Origin of the sequence: Streptomyces sp. NPDC096136 (assembly GCF_044763325.1) — a bacterium.
In the GTDB taxonomy this organism is placed as follows: domain Bacteria; phylum Actinomycetota; class Actinomycetes; order Streptomycetales; family Streptomycetaceae; genus Streptomyces.
This window is the reverse complement of sequence record NZ_JBIWFZ010000016.1, coordinates 23,838-45,985: the sequence shown is the minus strand read 5'-3', so window position 1 is coordinate 45,985 and position 22,148 is coordinate 23,838. Positions and strand designations below refer to the sequence as shown.

Annotated in this window: 24 protein-coding genes, 2 tRNA genes and 1 pseudogene; 6 read left to right on the top strand and 21 right to left on the bottom strand. The window is 72.1% G+C overall.

Features of this window, described 5'->3' with window-relative positions; all coding sequences use genetic code 11:
• Positions 1-4: 4 nt before the first annotated feature.
• Complete coding sequence (locus tag ACIRBY_RS27710) at positions 5-616, bottom strand: flavodoxin family protein (RefSeq protein ID WP_403905329.1); 612 nt, start codon at positions 614-616, stop codon at positions 5-7.
• Positions 617-743: 127 nt separating this feature from the next.
• Between ACIRBY_RS27710 and ACIRBY_RS27705 the strand changes: the two genes are divergently transcribed.
• Entirely contained in the window at positions 744-1,160 is a 417-nt protein-coding gene (locus ACIRBY_RS27705; protein WP_366455155.1) for a helix-turn-helix domain-containing protein, read from the top strand.
• Here ACIRBY_RS27705 and mutM read toward each other — a convergent pair.
• The 9 genes from mutM to ACIRBY_RS27660 form a co-directional block, all read right to left on the bottom strand.
• Positions 1,133-2,002, bottom strand: coding sequence for a bifunctional DNA-formamidopyrimidine glycosylase/DNA-(apurinic or apyrimidinic site) lyase (gene mutM, locus ACIRBY_RS27700; protein ID WP_403905327.1), 870 nt, complete (start codon positions 2,000-2,002; stop codon positions 1,133-1,135). The two genes, ACIRBY_RS27705 and mutM, sit on opposite strands and share 28 nt — an antisense overlap.
• A 193-nt stretch (positions 2,003-2,195) precedes the next feature.
• Complete coding sequence (gene rnc / locus ACIRBY_RS27695; RefSeq protein ID WP_403905325.1) at positions 2,196-3,026, bottom strand: ribonuclease III; 831 nt, start codon at positions 3,024-3,026, stop codon at positions 2,196-2,198.
• Between the two features lie 19 nt (positions 3,027-3,045).
• Positions 3,046-3,219: a 50S ribosomal protein L32 gene (gene rpmF, locus ACIRBY_RS27690; protein WP_003965982.1), complete on the bottom strand. Its 174-nt coding sequence runs from the start codon at positions 3,217-3,219 to the stop codon at positions 3,046-3,048.
• Between the two features lie 2 nt (positions 3,220-3,221).
• Positions 3,222-3,920: a YceD family protein gene (locus ACIRBY_RS27685; protein WP_403905322.1), complete on the bottom strand. Its 699-nt coding sequence runs from the start codon at positions 3,918-3,920 to the stop codon at positions 3,222-3,224.
• 77 nt (positions 3,921-3,997) lie between these two features.
• Positions 3,998-5,038: a DivIVA domain-containing protein gene (locus ACIRBY_RS27680; protein ID WP_403905320.1), complete on the bottom strand. Its 1,041-nt coding sequence runs from the start codon at positions 5,036-5,038 to the stop codon at positions 3,998-4,000.
• A gap of 113 nt (positions 5,039-5,151) precedes the next feature.
• A complete protein-coding gene (gene coaD, locus ACIRBY_RS27675) occupies positions 5,152-5,631 on the bottom strand; it encodes a pantetheine-phosphate adenylyltransferase (RefSeq protein WP_403905575.1) in 480 nt (159 codons plus the stop codon).
• Between the two features lie 14 nt (positions 5,632-5,645).
• Entirely contained in the window at positions 5,646-6,224 is a 579-nt protein-coding gene (gene rsmD / locus ACIRBY_RS27670; RefSeq protein ID WP_403905318.1) for a 16S rRNA (guanine(966)-N(2))-methyltransferase RsmD, read from the bottom strand.
• Between the two features lie 73 nt (positions 6,225-6,297).
• Positions 6,298-8,499: an ATP-dependent DNA helicase RecG gene (recG, locus tag ACIRBY_RS27665; RefSeq protein WP_403905316.1), complete on the bottom strand. Its 2,202-nt coding sequence runs from the start codon at positions 8,497-8,499 to the stop codon at positions 6,298-6,300.
• 26 nt (positions 8,500-8,525) lie between these two features.
• Complete coding sequence (locus ACIRBY_RS27660) at positions 8,526-10,172, bottom strand: DAK2 domain-containing protein (protein WP_403905313.1); 1,647 nt, start codon at positions 10,170-10,172, stop codon at positions 8,526-8,528.
• 241 nt (positions 10,173-10,413) lie between these two features.
• Between ACIRBY_RS27660 and rpmB the strand changes: the two genes are divergently transcribed.
• Positions 10,414-10,599 (top strand): 50S ribosomal protein L28, encoded by a 186-nt coding sequence (gene rpmB, locus ACIRBY_RS27655; protein ID WP_007266795.1) that lies wholly within the window; start codon positions 10,414-10,416, stop codon positions 10,597-10,599.
• 135 nt (positions 10,600-10,734) lie between these two features.
• Here rpmB and thiD read toward each other — a convergent pair whose 3' ends face one another.
• Complete coding sequence (gene thiD / locus ACIRBY_RS27650; protein WP_403905311.1) at positions 10,735-11,535, bottom strand: bifunctional hydroxymethylpyrimidine kinase/phosphomethylpyrimidine kinase; 801 nt, start codon at positions 11,533-11,535, stop codon at positions 10,735-10,737.
• On the bottom strand, positions 11,532-12,512 hold the full coding sequence (locus tag ACIRBY_RS27645; protein WP_042816782.1) for a thiamine-phosphate kinase: 981 nt from the start codon (positions 12,510-12,512) through the stop codon (positions 11,532-11,534). The genes thiD and ACIRBY_RS27645 overlap by 4 nt, the downstream gene beginning before the upstream one ends.
• 245 nt (positions 12,513-12,757) lie before the next feature.
• Between ACIRBY_RS27645 and ACIRBY_RS27640 the strand changes: the two genes are divergently transcribed.
• The gene (locus ACIRBY_RS27640; RefSeq protein WP_042816780.1) at positions 12,758-12,991 is read left to right on the top strand and encodes an Lrp/AsnC ligand binding domain-containing protein; all 234 of its coding nucleotides are present in this window, start codon (positions 12,758-12,760) and stop codon (positions 12,989-12,991) included.
• Positions 12,992-13,014: 23 nt separating this feature from the next.
• Positions 13,015-13,506 (top strand): DUF3515 domain-containing protein, encoded by a 492-nt coding sequence (locus tag ACIRBY_RS27635; RefSeq protein WP_403905308.1) that lies wholly within the window; start codon positions 13,015-13,017, stop codon positions 13,504-13,506.
• Positions 13,507-13,620: 114 nt separating this feature from the next.
• Here ACIRBY_RS27635 and ACIRBY_RS27630 read toward each other — a convergent pair whose 3' ends face one another.
• The 3 genes from ACIRBY_RS27630 to ACIRBY_RS27620 are packed head-to-tail and all read right to left on the bottom strand — an operon-like array spanning position 13,621 to position 16,577.
• Positions 13,621-14,778 carry a D-alanine--D-alanine ligase family protein gene (locus ACIRBY_RS27630; RefSeq protein WP_403905305.1) on the bottom strand — a complete coding sequence of 386 codons (1,158 nt, stop codon included), beginning with the start codon at positions 14,776-14,778 and terminating at the stop codon, positions 13,621-13,623.
• A 39-nt stretch (positions 14,779-14,817) separates the two neighbouring features.
• Entirely contained in the window at positions 14,818-15,828 is a 1,011-nt protein-coding gene (locus ACIRBY_RS27625) for an NAD(P)H-dependent glycerol-3-phosphate dehydrogenase (protein WP_042816776.1), read from the bottom strand.
• Positions 15,825-16,577 (bottom strand): lysophospholipid acyltransferase family protein, encoded by a 753-nt coding sequence (locus ACIRBY_RS27620; protein ID WP_403905303.1) that lies wholly within the window; start codon positions 16,575-16,577, stop codon positions 15,825-15,827. The genes ACIRBY_RS27625 and ACIRBY_RS27620 overlap by 4 nt, the downstream gene beginning before the upstream one ends.
• 269 nt (positions 16,578-16,846) lie before the next feature.
• On the opposite strand from ACIRBY_RS27620, the pseudogene cofC reads away from it, so the two are divergent.
• Positions 16,847-17,446: pseudogene (gene cofC / locus ACIRBY_RS27615) on the top strand (2-phospho-L-lactate guanylyltransferase); the annotation flags it as partial.
• A gap of 307 nt (positions 17,447-17,753) precedes the next feature.
• Here the strand turns inward: cofC and ACIRBY_RS27610 are convergent.
• The 4 genes from ACIRBY_RS27610 to leuC form a co-directional block, all read right to left on the bottom strand.
• A complete protein-coding gene (locus ACIRBY_RS27610; RefSeq protein ID WP_403905300.1) occupies positions 17,754-18,437 on the bottom strand; it encodes an HU family DNA-binding protein in 684 nt (227 codons plus the stop codon).
• A gap of 144 nt (positions 18,438-18,581) precedes the next feature.
• Entirely contained in the window at positions 18,582-18,809 is a 228-nt protein-coding gene (locus tag ACIRBY_RS27605) for a hypothetical protein (protein ID WP_042816772.1), read from the bottom strand.
• 137 nt (positions 18,810-18,946) lie between these two features.
• Positions 18,947-19,540 carry a 3-isopropylmalate dehydratase small subunit gene (leuD, locus tag ACIRBY_RS27600; RefSeq protein ID WP_403905298.1) on the bottom strand — a complete coding sequence of 198 codons (594 nt, stop codon included), beginning with the start codon at positions 19,538-19,540 and terminating at the stop codon, positions 18,947-18,949.
• Positions 19,541-19,543: 3 nt separating this feature from the next.
• On the bottom strand, positions 19,544-20,968 hold the full coding sequence (gene leuC / locus ACIRBY_RS27595) for a 3-isopropylmalate dehydratase large subunit (protein ID WP_403905295.1): 1,425 nt from the start codon (positions 20,966-20,968) through the stop codon (positions 19,544-19,546).
• A gap of 121 nt (positions 20,969-21,089) precedes the next feature.
• Between leuC and ndgR the strand changes: the two genes are divergently transcribed.
• Positions 21,090-21,806: an IclR family transcriptional regulator NdgR gene (gene ndgR, locus ACIRBY_RS27590; RefSeq protein ID WP_007266782.1), complete on the top strand. Its 717-nt coding sequence runs from the start codon at positions 21,090-21,092 to the stop codon at positions 21,804-21,806.
• A gap of 175 nt (positions 21,807-21,981) precedes the next feature.
• Here the strand turns inward: ndgR and ACIRBY_RS27585 are convergent.
• Together ACIRBY_RS27585 and ACIRBY_RS27580 are read right to left on the bottom strand one after the other, a co-directional pair.
• Positions 21,982-22,054: transfer RNA gene (locus ACIRBY_RS27585), tRNA-Glu, on the bottom strand.
• Positions 22,055-22,075: 21 nt separating this feature from the next.
• A tRNA-Gln gene (locus ACIRBY_RS27580) sits at positions 22,076-22,147 on the bottom strand.
• Position 22,148 lies beyond the last annotated feature (1 nt).

Genomic DNA, 22,148 nt, shown 5'->3' with positions numbered 1-22,148 from the left:
CGGGTCAGGCCGAGGCCGCCGCCAGCGCCGCCCGGCCCGCGACGACCACGCGGGTGTGCTCGGCGACCCGGCGGCCGAGGTGCTCGGCGGTCGCGATGTCGGCCTTGTGCACGGCCTCCGGGCCCTCGTCGGAGTTGGTCTGGGCGGCCGCGCCGGAGGAGAAGCCGAGGCGGTTGAGGTCGTACTCGCTGCCGGTGGAGGAGTTCCAGCCCGGCTTCAGGCCGAGGTTCACCCAGCTCATGCCGTGCTGCGAGGCCAGCATCTGGAAGTACTGCAGGGTGTTCAGCTTGTCGCCGGACTTGGAGGCGGAGTTGGTGAAGCCCGCCGCCACCTTGTCCTGCCAGGTGTCGCCGAACCAGCGCTTCGAGGTGGCCTCCGCGAAGACGTGGAAGGCGCCGGACGCGGTGCCCATGTAGGTCGGGGAGCCGAAGACGATCGCGTCGGAGGCGTCCAGCAGGGCCCACTCCGCGTCGGTGATCTCGTCGACCTTGACGACGTGCACGGTCGCCCCGGCCGCGGCGGCGCCGGCCCGCACGGCCTCGGCGACGACGGCGGTGTGCCCGTAGCCCGAGTGGTAGGCGATCGAGACGACGGGGGCGGGGATGGTGGCAGACATGGCTGTACTCCTAGAGGGCTGTTCCGGTGCACCGCGGTGGGCCGCGGGGCGACACGAACCAGAGAAGCACTAACTTTTAGAAAGCGCAAGCAGACAGTTAGCGCTACCCGGAGGTACGCTAGGAGCCATGGAGACCCCTGCCTGTACCGACGTCTGCGCCGAGAGCGCCGCGGCCGACCTGCCGTTCGACGTCTTCGCGCGCGCCTGCCCCTCGCGGGAGACCCTGGAGCACGTCACCGGCCGCTGGGGCAGCCTCACCGTGGGCGCCCTGCGCGACGGCCCCCGCCGCTTCAACGAGCTGCGCCGCCGGGTGGAGGGGGTGAGCGAGAAGATGCTCTCCCAGACCCTGCACGCCCTGGAGCGCGACGGCATCGTCACGCGCGAGGCCCAGCCCACGAACCCGCCCCGCGTCGACTACGAGCTGACCCCGCTCGGCAGGGAGGTCGCCGACCGCCTGCTCTCCCTGATCCACTTCCTGGAGGGCAGCATGGACGGGGTCCTCGCCTCGCGGCAGGCCTACGACACCGCGCGCGGCGGCCTCTGACAGCGCGGGCAGAAGTAGCTGGACCGGTTCATCCAGGCCCGTCGCCGCATCGGCGTGCCGCAGCGGCGGCAGGGCTCGCCCTCGCGCCCGTAGGCGTCCAGGGACCGGTCGAAGTAGCCCGACTGGCCGTTCACGTTGACGTACAGGCTGTCGAAGCTGGTCCCGCCGACGGCGAGCGCGGCGTTCATGACCTCCCTCACATGGGTGAGGAGTTCCGTGCTCCGGGGACGGGTGAGGGTGGCGGTGGGGCGCTCGTAGTGCAGCTTCGCGCGCCACAGGGCCTCGTCGGCGTAGATGTTGCCCACTCCGCTGATCAGCGACTGGTCCAGCAGGGCCCGCTTGAGGGTCGTCCGCTTGGCGCGCAGGGCCCGGTGGTAGGCGCCCTCGTCGAAGAGGGGGTCCAGCGGGTCGCGGGCGATGTGCGCGATGACGTCCGGGAGCCCCTCCTCACTGCCGGGGGCGACCTCGTGCAGCGAGAGCCCGCCGAAGGTCCGCTGGTCGACGAAGCGCAGCTCGGTCCCGGCGTCGTCGGCGAAGCGGACCCGGATGCGCAGGTGCTTCTCGTCGGGGGCGTCGGCCGGCTGCACCAGCAGCTGCCCGCTCATCCCGAGGTGCCCGAGGACGGACAGGTCCCGGTCCTCCAGCGGCAGCCACAGGTACTTCCCGCGCCGGCGCGGCACCCCGATGGTCCCGCCGGCCAGGCGCGCCGCGAAGTCGGCCCCGCCCGCCGGGTGCCGGCGCACGGCCCGGGGGTGGAGCACCTCCACGCCGGCGACGGTCCGCCCGGCCACCCAGCGCTCCAGGCCGCGCCGCACCACTTCGACTTCGGGCAGCTCGGGCACGGTGTTCCTCCGGGGGGAAAGCGGCTTCACGGGAAGCGGAGCCCGCGGGAACGCGGGCGTCCGGCCCTGCCGCGAGCCTACCCGGCGGCCCGGTGCGGCAGGGGCCCCGCCCGTAAAGGGGGCGCCCGGAAACGGGACCGCCCGCCCCTGCCGGTGGCAGGGGCGGGCGGGAGGTACCCGAAGGAAGGGTCGGTCAGGCCTTCGGCGCGCGGTCGGCGGGAGCAGCTGCCCCGCCGACCTCGGCCGGTGCCCCGCCGGCTGCGGCGGACGCCGCTTCCGCGGCCTTCCGCTCGTCCGCGGCGGCACGGATCCCGCGCCACGCGGACTCCGCCGCCTGCTGTTCCGCTTCCTTCTTGCTGCGGCCGGTGCCGGTGCCGTACGAGACACCACCGACGCGGGCGGCAGCGGTGAAGGTCTTCTCGTGGTCCGGACCGGTCTCGGTGACCAGGTACTCGGGCACGCCGAGGCCTTCGGCCGCCGTGAGCTCCTGGAGGCTGGTCTTCCAGTCCAGGCCGGCGCCGAGGTTCGAGGACTTCTCGATGAGCGGGTCGAAGAGCCGGTGGACCAGCTCCGAGGCCGCGTCGAGGCCCTTGTCGAGATAGACCGCGCCGATCACCGCTTCAAGGGTGTCGGCGAGGATGGAGGCCTTGTCCCGGCCGCCCGTGCCCTCTTCGCCCCGGCCGAGCCGGATGAAGGAGCCGAGGTCGAGGCCGCGGCCGACCTCCGCCAGCGCACGCGAGTTGACCACCGCGGCCCGGAGCTTGGCCAGCTGGCCCTCCGGCAGGTCGGGGTGGGTCGTGTACAGCGTGTCGGTGACCACCAGGCCCAGGACGGAGTCCCCGAGGAACTCCAGCCGCTCGTTGGTGGGCAGACCGCCGTTCTCGTACGCGTACGAACGGTGGGTCAGCGCACGCACCAGAAGGGCGGACTCGAGTTGGTACCCGAGCCGCCCTTCCAGAAGCGTGTGGGACGAGGCCGCGTTGTTACTGTCTGCCTGCTTCTCAGCGTTGGACAGCTCAGACATTGCGCCTCTCACCAGCCGCTCAGACCTCGAGGACCTGGCGCTTGTTGTAGGTGCCGCAGCTCGGGCACGCGATGTGCTGGAGCTTCGGCTCCTGGCAACGCTCACACGAAACCAGGGTGGGGACCGCAGCCTTCCACTGCGACCGGCGGTGGCGCGTGTTGCTGCGCGACATCTTCCGCTTCGGAACAGCCACGGCTACTTCTCCTGCTTCTCGGCGGCGCCCTGAACTCCGTCAGAGGCAGTGCCGCTCATGTTGTCCTTCTCGACGCCCTGATCGGTGACGAGTCCCTGCAATGCCGCCCAACGGATGTCGACGGCGTCGTGGTGGTGCTCCGGGTCGTCGTTCAGGCTGACCCCGCAATCGGGGCACAGTCCGAGACAGTCCTCCCGGCACACCGGCTGCATGGGCAGTGCGAGCACCACCGCGTCCCGCAGCACGGGTTCGAGGTCGAACAATCCGTCCTCGAGGAAGAGCATGTCCTCGTCGTCCTCGGCGTCGTCGGCCGGCTCCGCCTTGGGGCGGCCCCGGTCGTCGGCGTCAGGGTACGAGAACATCTCCTGGAAGTCCGCCTTGAGCTCGCGCTCGACGGCCTCCAGACACCTTACGCACTCCCCCACGGCCTTCGCACGGACGGTGCCTGTGACAAGCACCCCTTCCATGACCGACTCCAGGCGGAGCTCGATCTTCACCGGGGCGCCTTCCGGCACTCCGATGACGTCGACGAGACCGAAGTCCGCCGGCGCCTCGATCTCACGGGACAGCCGCTGCATGGCACCAGGACGCCGACCCAGCTCGTGCGTGTCGAACACGAGGGGGTTGCGGTGGTCGAGGCGGGTGTTCAGGGCCGTTCCTGCTTTCACAGATCGCTGAAGATCAAAGATTTCGCTGCTCAAGGGCAGCATGGATCGCGGCGCATACGCGCGACCGAACAGCCAGGATACCCGGCGCTTCGCTCTGAGCCCAATCCGGTCTAACGACCTTGTTCGTACCGGCGCAGCTGATCCAGGTTGATCATGCTCGTGTCGAAGAAGCTGGTCTCGTCGAGCGCGGGCTGCTGGGGGTGGTGGGGCTGCGGGTGCTGCTGGTAGGCGGCGTACGGGTCGGGCTGCTGCGGGTAGCCGCCGTAGGGGTCCTGCTGCGGCGCGTAGCCCGCGTAGGGGTCCTGGTAGGCGTACGCGTCCGGCTGGGGCTGGTGGGGCTGCTGCTGCGGGTACGGGGCCGGGTAGACCGCCTGGGCGTAGCCGTCGTAGGCCGGCGCCGCCTGGGCGGGGACCGCGGGCGGCTCGGGCTCGGCCAGCCCGGCCAGGAACTCCGCGTCGCTGGACGGGCGGGCCTGGTCGCCGGCCGCGTCCTGGGCGGCCATGTGCGCGCCGAGGTCGTCCGTGGGCACCCGGCCCAGCAGCTTCTGGCGGCCCCTGCCGACGGCCTCCAGGGTCTTGGCGAGGACCGCCTCGACGGTGGCCAGCTTGGTGTCCACGTACGCGTCCGCCTGCTCGCGCCGGGTCTGCGGGTCCGGGCTGGGCTCGGGGGCGCCGCTGTCGTCGTGGCCCTGGGCGTCCAGGCCCGGGCCGCGGCCCAGCAGCTTCTCGCGGCCGCGGTCCACGGCGCCGATGGTCTTGCTGAGGACGACCTCGAAGTTGGCGAGCTTGCCGTCCACGTAGTCGTCGGCCTCGGCCCGGATCTCCGCCGCCTCCCGGCGGGCGTCGGCGAGGATCCGGTCCGCCTCGTCCTGCGAGCGGCGGGCGATCTCGGTGTCGGAGATCAGGGAGCCCCGCTGGGCGTGGGCGGACTCGATGATCCGGTCGGCCTCCCGGCGGGCCTCCTCGACCATCTGGTCCCGCCCGCCGATCAGCTCCCGGGCCTGTTCGAGCGAGCCGGGCAGGGCCTGGCGTACCTCTTCGAGCCGGGCGAGGAGCTCCGCGCGGTTGACCACGCACGAGGCCGACATGGGCATCGACCGGGCGCCGCCGACGGCCGCGACGATCTCGTCCAGCTTCTTCTGTACGTCCATGGGGGCTCGCGCTCTCTCTGCCTCGGACTCCGTCTCGGGCTGACGGGACGACTGTAGGCCCACCGGGGGAACGCGCGGGACGGACCGGGAGGCTCAGCCCCCCGGCGGCCGGGTCACTTGGCCCGCAGCCGTTCGACCAGCGCCGCGTGGACGTGCGCGGGGAGCAGGTGGGCGACGTCGCCTCCCCAGGCCGCGACCTCCTTGACCAGCGAGGAGGACAGGAAGCTGTACGTCGGAATGGTCGGGACGAACAGCGTCTCGACGCCCGACAGGCCCATGTTCATCTGGGCCATCTGGAGCTCGTAGTCGAAGTCGCTGACCGCGCGCAGGCCCTTGACGATGGCCGGGATCTCCCGCTGCTTGCAGAAGTCGACGAGCAGGCCGTGGAAGGACTCGACCTCGACGTTGCCGTAGCCGGCGGTCGCCTCGCGGATCAGTTCGATCCGCTCCTCGACGGTGAACAGCCCCTGCTTCGCCGGGTTGATCATCACGGCGACGTGCACGACGTCGTACAGCCTGGATGCGCGTCCGATGACGTCGAGGTGTCCGTTGTGGATGGGGTCGAAGGACCCCGGACAGACCGCGCGGCGCAACTGAACTCCCTCGTTCATGAGTCTTCGCTGGTGGAGGCGGCGCGACCGTACCAAAGGGTGCCTTCGCCGTACTTGCGCGAACGCAGCGGCTCGAACCCCTCGGGCCACGGGAACGGGCCGCTCCTGGTGCTGCGCTCCACGGTGACGAGGGCGTCGACGGTGAGCCAGCCATTGGCGCGGAGTGTGAGGAGGATCTCGCCGAGCTCGCCGTGTTCGACGGCGTACGGGGGGTCCAGGAAGACGATGTCGTACGGGTCGCCGGGCGCGGGCGCCGCCACGATCTGCTCGGCCTTGCCGGCCCGGAACTCGGCGCCGGGCAGGCCCAGGGCCTTGATGTTGTCGCGGATGGCCTTGGAGGCCTTGGCGTCGGCCTCGACCAGCAGGGTGTGGGCGGCGCCGCGGGAGAGGGCCTCCAGGCCCACGGCGCCGGAGCCGCCGTAGAGGTCGAGGACCCGGGAGTCCTGGACGCCGTGCAGCGACTCCCAGGTGGAGAAGAGCCCTTCGCGCATCCGGTCGGAGGTCGGGCGGGTGCCGGTGCCGGGCGGCACGGCCAGGCGCCGGCCGCCGGCGGTGCCGGCGATCACGCGGGTCATCTGGGGTCCTTCTCTGCGGCGGTCGTCGGAGGCCGGGGCCTCCGTTCTGGCCTCCCACCATAGGTCGTGGCGCTCAGCCCTTCTCCAGGTACTGCTCCCGCTCGGTGTCCAGCAGGGCGTCGAGCGCGGTGCGCAGCCCGGGGAGCTCCTCCAGTCCGGGGTCGGCGGCGACCACGCGGGTGGCCTCCTCGCGGGCCTCGGCGATGACCTCCTCGTCCTCGATGACGGCGAGCATGCGCAGCGAGGAGCGGACGCCGGACTGGGCCTGGCCGAGGACGTCGCCCTCGCGGCGCTGTTCCAGGTCGATCCGGGAGAGTTCGAAGCCGTCGAGGGTGGCGGCGACGGCGGCGAGCCGGGCGCGGGCGGGGCTGGCCTCGTGCATCTCGCTGACGAGCAGGCACAGTCCGGGGGCGGAGCCGCGGCCGACGCGGCCCCGGAGCTGGTGGAGCTGGGAGACGCCGAAGCGGTCCGCGTCCATGATGACCATGACGGTGGAGTTGGGGACGTTCACGCCGACCTCGATGACGGTCGTGGCGACGAGGACCTTGACCTCGCCGGCGGCGAACCGGCGCATGACGTCGTCCTTGTCGGCGGGGTCCATCCGGCCGTGCAGCACCTCGACGGAGAGTCCGGCGAGGGGTCCGCGGCCGAGCTGTTCGGCGATCTCCAGGACGGCAAGCGGGGGGCGCTTGTCGGCCTCGTCCTCGGCGGAGGCCTTCTTCCTGCCCTTGGGGTCGTCCTCGCCGTCGCCGATGCGGGGGCAGACGACGTACGCCTGGTGGCCGTTGCCGACCTCCTCGCGGACCCGCTCCCAGGCCCGGGTGAGGAAGTGCGGCTTGTCCTTCGAGGGCACCACGTGGGTGGCGATCGGGGAGCGGCCGGCCGGCAGCTGGTCGAGGACGGAGGTCTCCAGGTCGCCGAAGACGGTCATGGCGACGGTGCGCGGAATGGGGGTGGCGGTCATGACCAGCAGGTGCGGCGGCTGCTTGCCCTTCGAGCGCAGGGCGTCGCGCTGCTCGACGCCGAAGCGGTGCTGTTCGTCGACGACGACCAGGCCGAGGTCGTGGAACTGCACCTTGTCCTCGATCAGGGCGTGGGTGCCGATGACGATCCCGGCCTCGCCGGTGACCAGGTCGAGCAGGGCCTGGCGGCGGGCGGCGGTGCCCATGGAGCCGGTGAGCAGGACCACCTTGGTGCCCAGGTCGGAGCCGCCGAGCATGCCGCCTTCGGCGAGTTCGCCCATCATCTCGGTGATGGAGCGGTGGTGCTGCTGGGCGAGGACCTCGGTGGGGGCGAGCATCGCGGCCTGCCCGCCGGAGTCGACGACGGCGAGCATGGCGCGCAGGGCGACCATCGTCTTGCCGGAGCCGACCTCGCCCTGCAGGAGGCGGTGCATGGGGTGGCTGGTGGCCAGGTCGTCGAAGATCTCCTGCGAGACCTTCCGCTGGCCTTCGGTGAGCGTGAAGGGGAGCTTCGCGTCGAAGGCGTCGAGGAGGCCGCCGGGGGCGGCGCGGCGGGCGACGGCGGGGAGCTGGGAGTCGGCGTGCCGTCGGCGGGCGAGGGCGACCTGGAGGACGAAGGCCTCGTCCCACTTCAGGCGGCGGCGGGCGTCCTCGATGTCGGCCTTGGTCGCCGGGCGGTGGATCTTGAGGAGGGCCTCGGTGAGCGGGACCAGTCCGCGGCCGTCGCGCAGGGCGGGCGGGAGCGGGTCGAGGGCGTCCGCGGCGCCGGGCAGGACGGCGTCCACGCACTTGGTGATCTTCCAGGACTCCAGCTTGGCGCAGGCCGGGTAGATCGGGATCAGCTGGTTGGCGAAGGCGGTGGCGGCGTCCCGGTCGGAGGCGTCGCCGCCGAGGGGTTCGTACGCCGGGTGCGCGAGCTGGAGCTTGTGGTTGAACCTGGAGACCTTGCCCGCGAACATCGCGCGGCTGCCGGGCAGCAGCTCCTTGTGCGGCTTGTGGACGCCCGCGCCGAAGAAGACCAGCTGGAGTCGGCCGCTGCCGTCGGTGATGGTGACCTCCAGCCGCTTGCCGCGGCCCCCGTTGAAGGTCAGGATCCGGGCGTCGGCGACCTGGGCGACCACCGTGACGTGCTCGTCGAGCTGGTCGGCGAGGTCGGCGAGCGAGGTCAGCTCGCCGCGCTCCGCGTACCGCCGGGGGTAGTGGTGGAGCAGGTCCAGGGCCGTGTGCAGGCCGAGCTGCTCGGCGAGCACCTTGGCGGTGGCGGGGCCGAGGGTCTTCTTGAGGTCTTCGTCGAGCGCGGGCACGTGTTCCATTGCACACCATGCCGGTGACAGGGCCGCTACTCGACTCCGATGAGCAGGGGCGCCGAATGGCGGCCGCCGTGGTAGGTGACGGTGTCCACGGCCAGGTGGGCGTGCTGGACGTACGCCTCCAGGCGCGCGGCGAGCCCGTCCGGGACGTCGGGGCCCAGGACCAGGGTGACCAGCTCGCCGCCGGAGCCCAGCATCCGCTCCAGGACCGCCTCGGCCGTCTCGGGCAGGCCCGCGCCGATGACGGCCACGTCGCCGTCGATGAGCCCGAGGACGTCCCCGGCCTGGCAGATCCCGGCCGAGGTGAAGGACTGCCGCTCGGCGACGGCGAGCTCCCCGTAACGGGTGGCGCCGGCGGCGGCGGTCATGGTGACGACGTCCTCGTCGAAGCCGGCCTCCGGGTCGTGCACGGCGAGCGCGGCCAGGCCCTGGACGGCGGACCGGGTGGGGATCACGGCCACCCGCACGCCGTCGGCGCGGGCCTGCCCGGCGACGGCTCCGGCGGCCTCCCGGTGCTCGGCCCCGCAGATCAGCAGGACCACCTCGCGGGCGTGCGCCCGGTGCACGGCGTCGATCAGGTCGGCGACGGCGGGCGGCTCGCCGGGGCGGGCCGGCACGGTGGTCGCGCCCGCCTCCGCGCACAGCGCGGCCAGCCCCTCGCCGTGGACCACGGCCACCACGGCCCGCTGCGCGCGCGGGGCGCTGGCGCGGCGGCGTTCGTCACCGAAGTGGGTGATGCGGATCCGGTACGGCCGGCCGGCTTCCACTCCGGCCTCGACGGCCGCGCCGGGGTCGTCGACGTGCACGTGGACGTTCCACAGCCCGTCGCCGCCGACCACCACGAGCGAGTCGCCGAGCCCGTCGAGGGCGGCGCGCAGCCGGTCGACGGCCTCCTCGGCGGCTTCCAGCAGGTAGATCACCTCGTAGGCGGGTCCGCCCTCCTCCTGGGCGCAGGGCTCCGGGACCCGTTCCACGGGCACGGCCGGCACCGGGACCGGCTCGGGCCCGGGCTCCTGGCCGGAGAGCGCCTGCCAGAGCGCCCCGAGTACGGCGACCAGCCCGCAGCCCCCCGCGTCGACGACCCCGGCCCGGCCCAGGGCGGCCAGTTGCCCGGGGGTCTCGGCGAGGGCCGCGCGGGCGCCCTCGTAGGCGGCGCGGGCCACCTCGGCGGCGGTCCCGGAGACGGCTCCCGCGGCCCGGGCCGCGGCCCCGGCGACGGTGAGCATCGTCCCCTCCACGGGGTGCGCGACGGCCTGGTAGGCCTCCTCGGCCGCCCGGGCGAGGGCCTGGGCCAGCAGCGGGCCGGGGGCGCGGCCGGCCGGGTCCGCGCCGAGCACGTCGGCCACGCCGCGCAGCAGCTGGGCGAGGATCGTCCCGGAGTTGCCCCGGGCGCCTATGAGCGCGCCGTGCGCGTAGGCCCGTACGGCTTCGGGGAGGGAGGCCGGGGCTGTGCCTTCGGTCACCCCGGGGGCGGTCCGGGCGAGGGCCTCGGTCAGGGCGCGGTCGGCGGATTCGGCCGTCAGGTAGAGGTTGGTGCCGGTGTCGGCGTCCGCGACGGGGTAGACGTTGATCGCGTCGATGTCCGTGCGGGCCCGGCCCAGTGCGGCCAGGGCCAGGGAGCTCCAGGTGCGCACCGCTTCGGCGTCGAGGGTGTGCGGCTCGGGCTCGTGCGCCACCGGGCGTTCCTCCTTGTGCGGGCCAGGGTTCACCGCAGGGTAACGAAGGACGGCCGCCGGCCCGGGACCCCGGGGCGGAGCCGGGCCCCGTCATGGTAGTTTTCTCGGACCCAAGCAGTCGTTGTATGCTGCTCAGGTTGCCCGTCGAGAGTCGGGTCATTCGTCCGGCAAGCCACTTCAGATCTCTGATTCCGGTGCGCCGGATCCCACCGTAATTGCATCTGAAGTCTTGGAGTGACCTGTGGCTGCCAACTGCGACGTTTGCGCCAAGGGGCCGAGCTTCGGCAACAACATCTCCCACTCGCACCGCCGCACCTCGCGTCGCTGGAACCCGAACATCCAGCGCGTCCGTGCCGTGGTCAATGGGACGCCGAAGCGCCTCAACGCCTGCACCTCGTGCATCAAGGCCGGCAAGGTCTCGCGCTGACGCCTCCCGTCGTCGTAGCGCAGCCCTTTCCGGTTGCCAAGAAGGCCGGTCCACCTCTGGTGGGCCGGCCTTTTGCCTTGTCCGGGGCCGACGCACAGCCGGAGCACACCTAGACGTTCAGGTGTGCTCCGCGCGTCAGCGCCACCGCCAGGCGTGGTCCACCGGGCCGATGCCGCCGCCGAGCGCGAAGCCGGCGGCGATGGCGCCGGTGACGTACTCCTTGGCCGCCGTGACGGCCTCCGGGACGGGCAGGCCCTTGGCCAGGCCGGCCGCGACCGCGCTGGCGAGGGTGCAGCCGGTGCCGTGGGTGTGCCGGTTGTCGTACCGGGGCGCCCGCAGCCACAGCTCCTCGGAGCCGTCGGTCAGCAGGTCCACGGCCTCCCCGCCGTGGGCGGCGAGGTGGCCGCCCTTGATCAGCGCCCAGCGGGGTCCGAAGCCGAGGATCGCGCCGGCGGCCCGCCGCATGCCGTCCTCGTCCTCGACGGCCACACCGGTCAGCTGCGCCACCTCGTCGAGGTTGGGCGTGGCCACCGTGGCCCGGGGCAGCAGCGCCCCGCGGACGGCGTCCAGCGCGGAGGCCGCGAGCAGGGCGTCCCCGTGCTTGGAGACGCCCACGGGATCGACCACCACCGGGGCGTCGGTGCCGGCCAGCAGCTCCGCGACGGTCTCCACGAGGACGGCGGAGGAGAGCATCCCGGTCTTGACGGCCTGGACCCCGATGTCGTCGACGACGGCCCGGTACTGGGCCCTGACGGCCTCGGCCGGGAGCTCCCAGGCCCCCGTCACCCCGAGGGAGTTCTGCGCGGTCACGGCGGTGACCACGCTCATGCCGTGCACGCCGAGGGCGAGCATGGTCTTGAGGTCGGCCTGGATGCCCGCGCCGCCGCCGGAGTCGGATCCGGCGACGGTCAGGCACAGCGGGGGGTGCCCGCTCACGGGGTCTCGCCCTCGACCGGGTCGGCCCCGAAGTGGTCCCAGCCGCCGGTGCTGGTCCAGGGGGCGCCGTCCACGGTCACCTGCGGCAGGGCGGAGCGGTGCTGGACCTCCCCGATGACCTTCCAGCGGGCCGGGAGCTTCACGTCGGGCGGGAAGGTGGCCACGATGGCGTGGTCCTCTCCCCCGGTGAGCACCCACTGGAGCGGGTCCACGCCGACGGCCTGGCCGATGTCGTGCATCTGGGTCGGGATGTCGACGGCGCCGGAGCGCAGGTCGATCCGGACGTGGCTGGCCTCGGCGATGTGCCCGAGGTCGGCGATCAGGCCGTCGCTGACGTCGGTCATGGCGGTGGCGCCGAGCCCGGCGGCCGCCGGGCCCGCGTGGTACGGCGGCTCGGGGCGCCGGTGCGCCTCCACGAAGGCCCGCGGGGAGCGGAAGCCCCGCGAGAGCACCGCGTAGCCGGCCGCGGACCAGCCGAGCCAGCCCGTGACGGCCACGACGTCGCCGGGCCGGGCGCCGGAGCGCAGTACGGGCTCGTGGTTGCGCAGGTCGCCGAGGGCGGTGATGGAGACGGTGATGGTGTCCCCGCGGACGACGTCGCCGCCGACCACGGCCGCGCCGGCGACCTGGCACTCGTCGCGGATGCCGTCCATCAGCTCGGTGGGCCAGGTGACCGGCAGCTCCGCCGGGACCACGAGGCCGAGGAGGAGGGCGGTCGGCACCGCGCCCATGGCGGCGATGTCGGCCAGGTTCTGGGCGGCGGCCTTGCGGCCGACGTCGTAGGCGGTGGACCAGTCGCGCCGGAAGTGCCTGCCTTCCAGCAGGATGTCCGTGCTGGCCACGACCCGCCGGTCGGGGGCCGACACGACCGCGGCGTCGTCGCCCGGTCCGAGCCGGACCGCCGGGGTGGTGGTGAGCCGTGAGGTGAGCTCCCTGATGAGCCCGAATTCCCCCAGCTCGCCCACAGTGCCCTTCATCGCTGTGCCCCTTCTTGGCAAGTCCGCTTGCGGTCGCGAGCCGTCACAGCTCTGGGTACCGTCAACAGATACGTCAACTTCTGGTCTGCGTACGCCCCGCTGTGCGTGGCGCCTGGTCTGCGGGTCTCCCCGTGGCACCCGGCGACGCGGTACCGTGGCGTCCCTTCTTCCCCCGGCCCTTCCGATTCTGTCGGGCCCACCCGAAGGTTAGGGGAAATGATCCTCGTGGCCGCCCTGGAGGTTCCGTGGTACAGGCGTACATCCTCATCCAGACCGAGGTGGGCAAGGCGTCGGTCGTCGCCGAGTCCATCGGGAACATCGCGGGGGTGATCCAGGCCGAGGACGTGACGGGGCCGTACGACGTCATCGTGCGGGCCCAGGCCGACACCGTCGACGATCTCGGCCGCATGGTGGTCGCCAAGGTGCAGCAGGTGGAGGGGATCACCCGCACCCTGACCTGCCCCGTGGTCCATCTGTAGCCCCCGTCTACTCTTGGCCGGTGATGTCTTCGCACCACCGGCCCCTGCGTCTGCTGGCCCTGCCCGTCCTGTCGGCGGTCGCGGCCCTGGCGGGCTGTGCCCCCGGCGCCTCCGCGGCCCGGGTGGCACCGCCTCCCGTGCCGCCCGCCGACGTGGCGGGGCTCTGTGCCGCGCTGCACGAGGCGCTCCCGGAGAAGGTGTCCGGGCTGGACCGGACCGGGACCGACCCGCGGTCGGACCTGACCGCCGCGTGGGGCGGCTCGGCGATCGTACTGCGGTGCGGCATCCCCAAGCCCGCCAAGATGGCCGATCCGAAGGCGGACGGAGTCGAGGTGAACGGCGTCGGCTGGCTGGTGGAACGGCCGGCCGACGGCGGTCTGAAGTTCACCACCGGGTCGCGGCTCGCCTACACGGAGGTCTGGATCGACAAGGAGCATGCCACGGACGCGGGCATGCTCGTGGACCTGTCCGCCGCCGTGGCCAAGACCGTGCCGGTCGGGATCTCGTCCTACTGAGCCGCCCCTCCCCCGCGCACACCGCCGCCCGCCGGCGTGCCCCTCGGTGGGGGCTCCCGGCGGGCGGTCGGCTGTACGGGGCCGAGGCCCCCGGACACAGTCCGGGGGGAGCCTCTAGCGCAGGCCGGTGGAGCGGCGCAGGGCGGCCTGGATCAGGCGGTCCACCAGCTCCGGGTACTCGATGCCCGACTCCTGCCACATGCGCGGGTACATCGAGATCGGCGTGAACCCCGGCAGCGTGTTGATCTCGTTGATGACGAAGGTGCCGTCCTCGGTGAGGAAGAAGTCGGCGCGGACCAGGCCCTCGCAGGACGCGGCCTCGAAGGCCTCGACGGCGAGCCGCTGCACCTCGGCGGTCTGCTCCGGGGTGAGCGGGGCGGGCACGATCCCGGCGGCGGAGTCGATGTACTTCGCCTCGAAGTCGTAGAAGTCGTGGCTGGAGACCGGCGGGATCTCCGCGGGCGCGCTGGCGCGCGGCCCGTCCTCGAACTCCAGGACGCCGCACTCGATCTCGCGGCCGCGCAGCAGCGCCTCCACGATGACCTTCGGGTCGTGGCGGCGGGCCTCGCGGATCGCCGCGTCGAGGCCGGAGGCGTCGTCGACCTTGGTGATGCCGATGGAGGAGCCTGCGCGGGCGGGCTTGATGAACAGCGGCCAGCCGTGCTCGGCGGCGAAGTCCAGGACCCTGGCCGTGGCCGCGTCCTGGTCGGCCTCCCACTCGCGGGGGCGGATGGTCACGTACGGGCCGACGTTCAGCCCGAAGGAGGTGAACACCCGCTTCATGTAGTCCTTGTCCTGGCCGACGGCCGAGGAGAGGACGCCGCAGCCGACGTACGGGATCCCGGAGAGCTCCAGGAGGCCCTGGAGGGTGCCGTCCTCGCCGTAGGGGCCGTGGAGCACGGGGAAGACGACGTCGACCTCGCCCAGCGCCTTGGGGACGCTGCCGGGCTCGGTGTAGACGACCTCGCGGCTGGCGGGGTCCACGGGCAGCACGACGGTGCCGTCCGGGGACTCCGCCAGCGACTCCACGTCGGGGAGCCGGCGGTCGGCGATGGCCATGCGCTCGGGTGCGTCGGCGGTCAGCGCCCACCGGCCGTCCGTGGTGATGCCGATGGGCAGCACCTCGTACTTGGAGCGGTCGATGGAGCGCAGCACAGCGCCCGCGGTGACGACCGAGATGGCGTGTTCCGAGCTGCGGCCGCCGAACACGACGGCCACGCGGGGCTTGCGGCCCTGCTGCTCAGGGGTCTGGGGGAGGTTCTCGCTGCTCATATCGCCACGAGAGTACCCGCTCAAGCGTCCGGAAAGGTGTCAGTGACGTTCCGGTTTGGCGCTGCGGCCCATGAGCTCCTTCAGCGCGACCAGCGTGGGCTTGCCGTGGTGGACGATGTCGACGACCGTGTCGGTGATCGGCATGTCCACCCCGTGGCGGCGGGCCAGATCGGCCACGGACTGGCAGGACTTGACCCCCTCGGCGGTCTGCCGGGTGACCGCGATGGTCTCCTCCAGGGTCATCCCCCGGCCCAGGTTGGTGCCGAAGGTGTGGTTCCGGGAGAGCGGCGAGGAGCAGGTGGCGACGAGGTCGCCCAGGCCCGCGAGGCCGGAGAAGGTGAGCGGGTCGGCGCCCATCGCCAGGCCCAGGCGGGTGGCTTCGGCGAGGCCGCGGGTGATGAGCGAGCCCTTGGTGTTGTCGCCCAGGCCCATGCCGTCGGCGATGCCGACGGCGAGGCCGATGACGTTCTTGACGGCGCCGCCGAGCTCGCAGCCGATGACGTCGGTGCTGGTGTACGGGCGGAAGTACGCGGTGTGGCAGGCGGCCTGGAGGCGCTGGGCCACGGCCCCGTCCACGCAGGCCACGACGGAGGCGGCGGGCTGGCGGGCGACGATCTCGCGGGCCAGGTTGGGGCCGCTGACGACGGCGACGCGCTCGGCGGGGACCTTGGCCACCTCCTCGATGACCTCGCTCATCCGCTTGGCGGTGCCCAGCTCGATGCCCTTCATCAGGGAGACGAGCACCGTGTCGGGCTCCAGCAGCGGGGCCCATTCGGCGAGGTTGCCGCGCAGGGTCTGGGAGGGCACGGACAGCACGGTGAAGTCCGCGCCGCGGGCGGCCTCGGCCGGGTCGGTGGTGGCGCGCAGGTTCGCCGGGAGCTCCACGCCGGGGAAGTAGTCCGGGTTGGTGCGGCCGGTGTTGATGGCCTCGGCGACCTCCGGGCGGCGGGCCCACAGGGTGACCTCGCAGCCGGCGTCGGCGAGCACCATGCCGAAGGCGGTGCCCCAGGAGCCCGCCGAGAACACGGCTGCCTTGACGGGACGCGTCACTTGGAACCCTCCCCCCGGGCGTCGCGCCGCTGCTGGGCGCGGGCCTTGCGGTGGTCGTACGGCTGGTCGGGGGCCCGCTCGCCGCGGAGCTCCTCCAGGAGCTTCGTGATGTCGGCCATGATGGCCTCGGTGGCCCCCTTGAGGACCTCGGGCGTGGGCTCCTGGCCGTAGAACGCCGAGAGGTCCACGGGCGGCCCCGCGAGCACCCGGAGGGTCTTGCGGGGGAACAGGCGGACCTTGTTCTCCTTGGCGTACGGCGGCATCACGAGGTTGGCGCCCCACTGGGCCACCGGAATGACCGGGGCCTTGGTGATCAGCGCCACGCGGGCGACACCGGTCTTGCCGGCCATCGGCCACATCTCCGGGTCCCGGGTGAGGGTGCCCTCGGGGTAAAAGGCGACGCATTCGCCGCGCTCGACGGCCTCCACGGCGGCCCGGAATGCGTCCAGGGCGTTGGTGGTCTCGCGGTAGACCGGGATCTGTCCCGATCCGCGCAGGATCGCGCCGACGAAAGGCACCTTGAAGAGTCCGGCCTTGGCCAGCAATCGGGGCACCCGGCCGGTGTTGTACTGGAAGTGCGCGTAGGACAGCGGGTCCAGATACGAGTTGTGATTGACGGCGGTGATAAAGCCGCCGTCGGCCGGAATGTGCTCCATTCCCCGCCAGTCCCGCTTGAAGAGCACCACCAGCGGCGGTTTTGCGATGACCGCCGCCAGGCGGTACCAGAAGCCGATTCTGCGGCGGGACACTCGGAGCACCTTCCTCTAGGACCGGGGCGTGGGGCACCTCCCAGCGGTGGCTGGGGGAGCTCGGCACCTCATGGGCCGGACAAGTGTCGCCCCGGGTCCGGTCTCTGTCGAGAACACCGTACGCCCCGCCCGGACCGCCGGGCCCCCCTCAGGACGGTCTGAGGCGACAATGGGCCGACTGATGACCGGGCCGTGACCCCCGCCCTTGGCCGGGGCGGGTACGGCCGCGCACCGGAGCGAAGGAGCCCGCCACGAACGCCGTCTGGAGCCTGGTGGTCCCGCTGAAGCCCCTGGTGCTGGCCAAGAGCCGGTTGGCGGACGCCGTGGGCGCGTCCCGTCCGGGACTGGCCCTGGCCTTCGCCCAGGACACGGTGGCGGGGGCGCTGGCCTGCGCCTCGGTCGCGGATGTGGTGGTCGTCACGGACGACGCCGAGGCGGGGGCGGAGCTGGCCCGGCTGGGGGCGCGGATCGTGCCGGACGCCCCGGGGGCGGGGCTCAACGCCGCACTGGACCACGGCGCGCGGGCCGTGCGCGCCGGGCGGCCGGGAGCACGGCTCGCCGCGATGAACGCGGACCTGCCCGCACTGCGCCCTCCGGAATTGCTACGTGTGCTCGATATCGCCTCCGTATTTCCCCGGGCATTTCTGGCGGATGCGGCGGGAATCGGGACGACTCTCCTTTCCGCCGGTCCGGACGTGGAATTGGCACCGGCGTTCGGCGGCCCGTCCCGGGCCCGGCATTCCGCCTCGGGGGCGGTGGAAATAGCCCTGGAGGACGTCGAGAGCGTGCGCAGGGACGTGGACACGGGGCCGGACCTGCGCAGGGCCCTCTCCCTCGGCGTGGGCCGGCACACGGCCCGATACAGTGCGCTCATGCAGGCGACCGCGTACACGTACGACTCCCAGACCCGCAGTGGCAGCGTGCTGCTGGACGACGGCACCCCGGTGCCCTTCGGGGCCGAGGCCTTCGACGCGGGCGGCCTGCTGATGCTGCGGCCCGGGCAGCGGGTGCGCATCGAGACGGACGGCGAGGGCGCCGGCCTGCGGATCACCCTGGTCACCCTGCAGACGTTCTGACATCGGCGGAACCGCCCGCCCCCCTGTGACCTGCGAAGGAACGCACCGCGGGCCGGCTTCCCCCGGGGGGAAGCCGGCCCGGCGTGTGTGACTCGTGCCCTTACTTCTTGCGGGCGGTGGTCTTCTTCGCGGTGGCCTTGCGCGTCGTCGTCTTCTTGGCGGGCGCCTTCGTCGCGGTGGCCTTCTTGGCCGCCGGGGCGGTCTTCTTCGCGGTGGCGGTGGTCTTCTTGGCCGCCGTCGTGGTCTTCTTCGCCGGGGCCGCCTTCTTGGCGGTGGCCGCGGCCTTCTTCGCGACCGTGGTCTTCGCGGCCGTCTTCTTGACGGTCGCGGTGACCTTCTTGGCCGTGGTCTTCTTCGCGGCGGTCTTGGTGGCCGTGGTCTTGGCGGCGGCCTTCTTGGCGGTGGTGGCCTTCTTGGCGGCGGCCTTCTTGACCGTGGCCGAGGCACCGCCCGAGAGGCTGCCCTTCGGGGCCTTCTTCACGGCCACCTCGTCGCCCTTGGGGAGCTTCTTGGTGCCGCTGACCAGGTCCTTGAAGCCCTGACCCGCGCGGAAGCGGGGAACGGAGGTCTTCTTGACCCGGACGCGCTCACCCGTCTGCGGGTTGCGGGCGTAGCGGGCCGGACGGTCCACCTTCTCGAACGAGCCGAAGCCCGTGACCGAGACCCGGTCGCCCGCGACGACCGCGCGGACCATCGCGTCCAGTACCGCGTCGACCGCGTCGGCGGCCTGCTGGCGGCCGCCCAGCTTGTCGGCAATCGCTTCTACGAGCTGCGCCTTGTTCACGTCTTCCCCTTCGGAGACCTCGCCAGAACGAATGTGTTCAAGCTTATTTCGCACGTTAGGCGGATATATACCGCAAATCAAACACGAAACGGGCTAATCACCCTAGTGCCGCAACGCTGTGAGCCGTTACGGAGTTCCTTCGCATCAGTCGCCTTCAGGGAATCGACCCTCGTCGAGGTCCTTCATCAACCTGTCCAGGCGCCTTGCCGCATCGGCGAGATCGTGCTTCGACGCGGCAGTGACGACCAACAGCTTCCGGGACAGCGCCATCCTTACGCCCTCCGGGACTTGCAGTGCGCGCACCCTGGTGTGTGCTTCTTTCAACCGGTCCGCGACGAGTTCGTAGAGCTCGAGTTGACTGTCGCGTTCCATGCACAGATTGTGCCATCTGGGGCGAGTTGTCGCCTCACGGGGCCTCAACATACGGCTGTGCCCCCCGCCGGAAGGCGGGGGGCACAGTGTTGCCGACGTGATCACCCGAAGGCGAATAAGCGCTGATCAGGCAGGAATCAGACGCGAATCGTACGCGGCTTGAAGGCCGGGCGGGTGCTTTCGTAGGCGTCGATGTCGGCTTCGTTCTGAAGGGTGAGCGAGATGTCGTCCAGTCCTTCCAGCAGACGCCAGCGCGCGTTGTCGTCGAGTTCGAACTCCGCCTCGATGCCCTCGGCTCGGACCTTCCGGTCGACCAGGTCGACGGTGATCTCGGCGCTCGGGACGGCCTCGGTGAGCTCCCACAGCCGGTCGACGGTCTCCTGCGGCAGGACGACGGTCAGCAGACCGTTCTTCAGCGAGTTGCCGCGGAAGATGTCGGCGAAGCGGGAGGAGATGACCGTCTTGAACCCGAAGTTCTGCAGGGCCCAGACGGCGTGCTCGCGGGAGGAGCCGGTACCGAAGTCGGGGCCGGCGACCAGCACGGTCGCGCCGGCGCGCTCGGGGCGGTTGGTGACGAACTCCGGGTCCTTGCGCCAGGCCTCGAAGAGCCCGTCCTCGAATCCGTCGCGGGTGATCTTCTTCAGCCAGTGGGCCGGGATGATCTGGTCGGTGTCGACGTTGCTGCGGCGCAGCGGGACGGCGCGGCCGGTGTGGGTGGTGAAGGCTTCCATGGCTCAGACTCCGGCGGTGGCGTTGGCGTCGGACAGGTCGGCGGGCGAGGCCAGGTGGCCCAGCACCGCGGTGGCGGCGGCCACCTGCGGGGAGACCAGGTGGGTCCGCCCGCCCTTGCCCTGCCGGCCCTCGAAGTTGCGGTTGGAGGTGGACGCGGAACGCTCACCGGGGGCCAGTTGGTCGGGGTTCATGCCCAGGCACATGGAGCAGCCCGCGTGCCGCCATTCGGCGCCGGCGTCCTTGAAGACCTTGTCCAGGCCCTCCTCGACGGCCTGGAGCGCGACCCGGACGGAGCCCGGGACGACCAGCATCCGTACCCCGTCGGCGACTTTGCGGCCCCCGATGATGCCGGCGACGGCGCGCAGGTCCTCGATGCGGCCGTTGGTGCAGGAACCTACGAAGACGGTGTCGACCTTGATCTCGCGCAGCGGCTGTCCGGCCGTCAACCCCATGTACTCCAGGGCCTTTTCGGCGGCGAGGCGCTCCGAAGCGTCCTCGTACGAAGCCGGGTCGGGGACGCTCGCCGACAGGGGCGCGCCCTGGCCCGGGTTGGTGCCCCAGGTGACGAACGGGGAGAGCGCGGCGCCGTCGATGACGACCTCGGCGTCGAAGACGGCGTCGTCGTCGGTGCGCAGGGTCTTCCAGTAGGCGACCGCCGCGTCCCAGTCCTCGCCCGTCGGGGCGTGGTCGCGGCCCTCCAGGTAGTCGAAGGTGGTCCGGTCGGGGGCGATCATGCCCGCGCGGGCGCCGGCCTCGATCGACATGTTGCAGATGGTCATGCGGGCTTCCATCGAGAGCTTCTCGACGGCCTCGCCGCGGTACTCCAGGACGTAGCCCTGGCCGCCACCGGTGCCGATCTTGGCGATGATCGCCAGGATCAGGTCCTTGGCGGTGACGCCCTCGGCCAGCTCGCCGGTGACGGTGATCGCCATCGTCTTCGGGCGGGCCAGCGGCAGCGTCTGGGTGGCCAGCACGTGCTCGACCTGACTGGTGCCGATGCCGAAGGCCAGCGCGCCGAAGGCGCCGTGCGTGGAGGTGTGGGAGTCACCGCAGACCACGGTGGTGCCCGGCTGGGTCAGGCCGAGCTGCGGGCCCACCACGTGCACGACACCCTGCTCGACGTCGCCCAGCGAGTGCAGGCGGACACCGAACTCGGCGCAGTTCTTGCGCAGCGTCTCCAGCTGGGCCCGGGAGACCGGGTCCGCGATCGGCTTGTCGATGTCGAGGGTGGGGGTGTTGTGGTCCTCGGTGGCGATGGTGAGGTCCAGTCGCCGGACCTTGCGGCCGGCCTGCCGCAGCCCGTCGAAGGCCTGCGGGCTGGTCACCTCGTGCAGCAGGTGGAGATCAATGAAGAGGAGATCGGGCTCGCCCTCGGCGCGCCGGACGACATGGTCGTCCCAGACCTTCTCCGCGAGTGTCCTACCCATCGCTCTTTCCCTCCGGCTCACCGTCCCGGATCCAGTGGTTCGTGGACCCGTACATACAGACTCGCTCGTTCTTGGAAAATTTGAACTTGCGTTTCACAGTGTGAGACGTGAATATCGTTTCATGGACAACTCTAGCGGCGTCGGCGTTCTCGACAAGGCAGCTCTGGTATTGAGCGCACTGGAGTCCGGTCCGGCCACCCTCGCCGGGCTGGTCGCGGCGACAGGGCTCGCACGACCCACGGCACATCGCCTCGCCGTGGCACTGGAACACCACCGGATGGTGGCGAGGGACATGCAGGGCCGGTTCATCCTCGGCCCGCGGCTGGCGGAGCTCGCCGCCGCGGCCGGCGAGGACCGCCTGCTGGCCACGGCGGGACCGGTGCTCACGCACCTCCGGGACGTGACGGGCGAGAGCGCGCAGCTCTACCGGCGTCAGGGCGACATGCGCATCTGCGTGGCGGCCGCCGAGCGGCTGTCGGGCCTGCGGGACACCGTCCCGGTGGGCTCCACGCTCCCGATGAAGGCCGGATCGGCGGCGCAGATCCTGATGGCCTGGGAGGAGCCCGAGCGGCTCCACCGCGGGCTGCAGGGCGCGCGCTTCACGGCGACGGCCCTGTCGGGCGTACGGCGCCGCGGCTGGGCCCAGTCGATCGGCGAGCGGGAGCCCGGCGTGGCGTCCGTCTCGGCGCCGGTGCGCGGCCCCTCGAACCGCGTGGTGGCCTCCGTGTCGGTCTCCGGCCCGATCGAGCGCCTGACCCGGCACCCGGGGCGCATGCACGCCCAGGCCGTCATCGACGCGGCCGCCCGCCTGACGGAGGCCCTGCGCCGCTCCGGCTGATCCCGCCCGTTTCCCACCCCACCCCCGGGCCCGGGGGCGCGCACGACGCCGCACACGTCCGAACTCGCGCCCCCGGGCCCACACTTGTCCCCGGAGCCGGCGGCCTTCCGGCGCGACCCGCCCGGGAACGACGAAGAGGCCCTCCGCGATGATCGCGGAGGGCCTCTTCCTCATGTACCCCCGACCGGATTCGAACCGGCGCTACCGCCTTGAGAGGGCGGCGTGCTAGGCCGCTACACAACGGGGGCTAGCTTTACTGCGGTACTGCGCTGGGCTACCAGGACTCGAACCTAGAATAAGGGAACCAGAAACCCTCGTGTTGCCAATTACACTATAGCCCAA

Coding starts and splice junctions, on each gene's coding strand:
- ACIRBY_RS27710 (WP_403905329.1), bottom strand. CDS start 616: ATGTCTGCCACCATCCCCGCCCCCGTCGTCTCGATCGCCTACCACTCG.
- ACIRBY_RS27705 (WP_366455155.1), top strand. CDS start 744: ATGGAGACCCCTGCCTGTACCGACGTCTGCGCCGAGAGCGCCGCGGCC.
- rnc (WP_403905325.1), bottom strand. CDS start 3,026: ATGTCTGAGCTGTCCAACGCTGAGAAGCAGGCAGACAGTAACAACGCG.
- ACIRBY_RS27680 (WP_403905320.1), bottom strand. CDS start 5,038: ATGGACGTACAGAAGAAGCTGGACGAGATCGTCGCGGCCGTCGGCGGC.
- rsmD (WP_403905318.1), bottom strand. CDS start 6,224: ATGACCCGCGTGATCGCCGGCACCGCCGGCGGCCGGCGCCTGGCCGTG.
- recG (WP_403905316.1), bottom strand. CDS start 8,499: ATGGAACACGTGCCCGCGCTCGACGAAGACCTCAAGAAGACCCTCGGC.
- ACIRBY_RS27645 (WP_042816782.1), bottom strand. CDS start 12,512: ATGAAGGGCACTGTGGGCGAGCTGGGGGAATTCGGGCTCATCAGGGAG.
- ACIRBY_RS27635 (WP_403905308.1), top strand. CDS start 13,015: ATGTCTTCGCACCACCGGCCCCTGCGTCTGCTGGCCCTGCCCGTCCTG.
- ACIRBY_RS27630 (WP_403905305.1), bottom strand. CDS start 14,778: ATGAGCAGCGAGAACCTCCCCCAGACCCCTGAGCAGCAGGGCCGCAAG.
- ACIRBY_RS27605 (WP_042816772.1), bottom strand. CDS start 18,809: ATGGAACGCGACAGTCAACTCGAGCTCTACGAACTCGTCGCGGACCGG.
- leuD (WP_403905298.1), bottom strand. CDS start 19,540: ATGGAAGCCTTCACCACCCACACCGGCCGCGCCGTCCCGCTGCGCCGC.
- leuC (WP_403905295.1), bottom strand. CDS start 20,968: ATGGGTAGGACACTCGCGGAGAAGGTCTGGGACGACCATGTCGTCCGG.
- ndgR (WP_007266782.1), top strand. CDS start 21,090: ATGGACAACTCTAGCGGCGTCGGCGTTCTCGACAAGGCAGCTCTGGTA.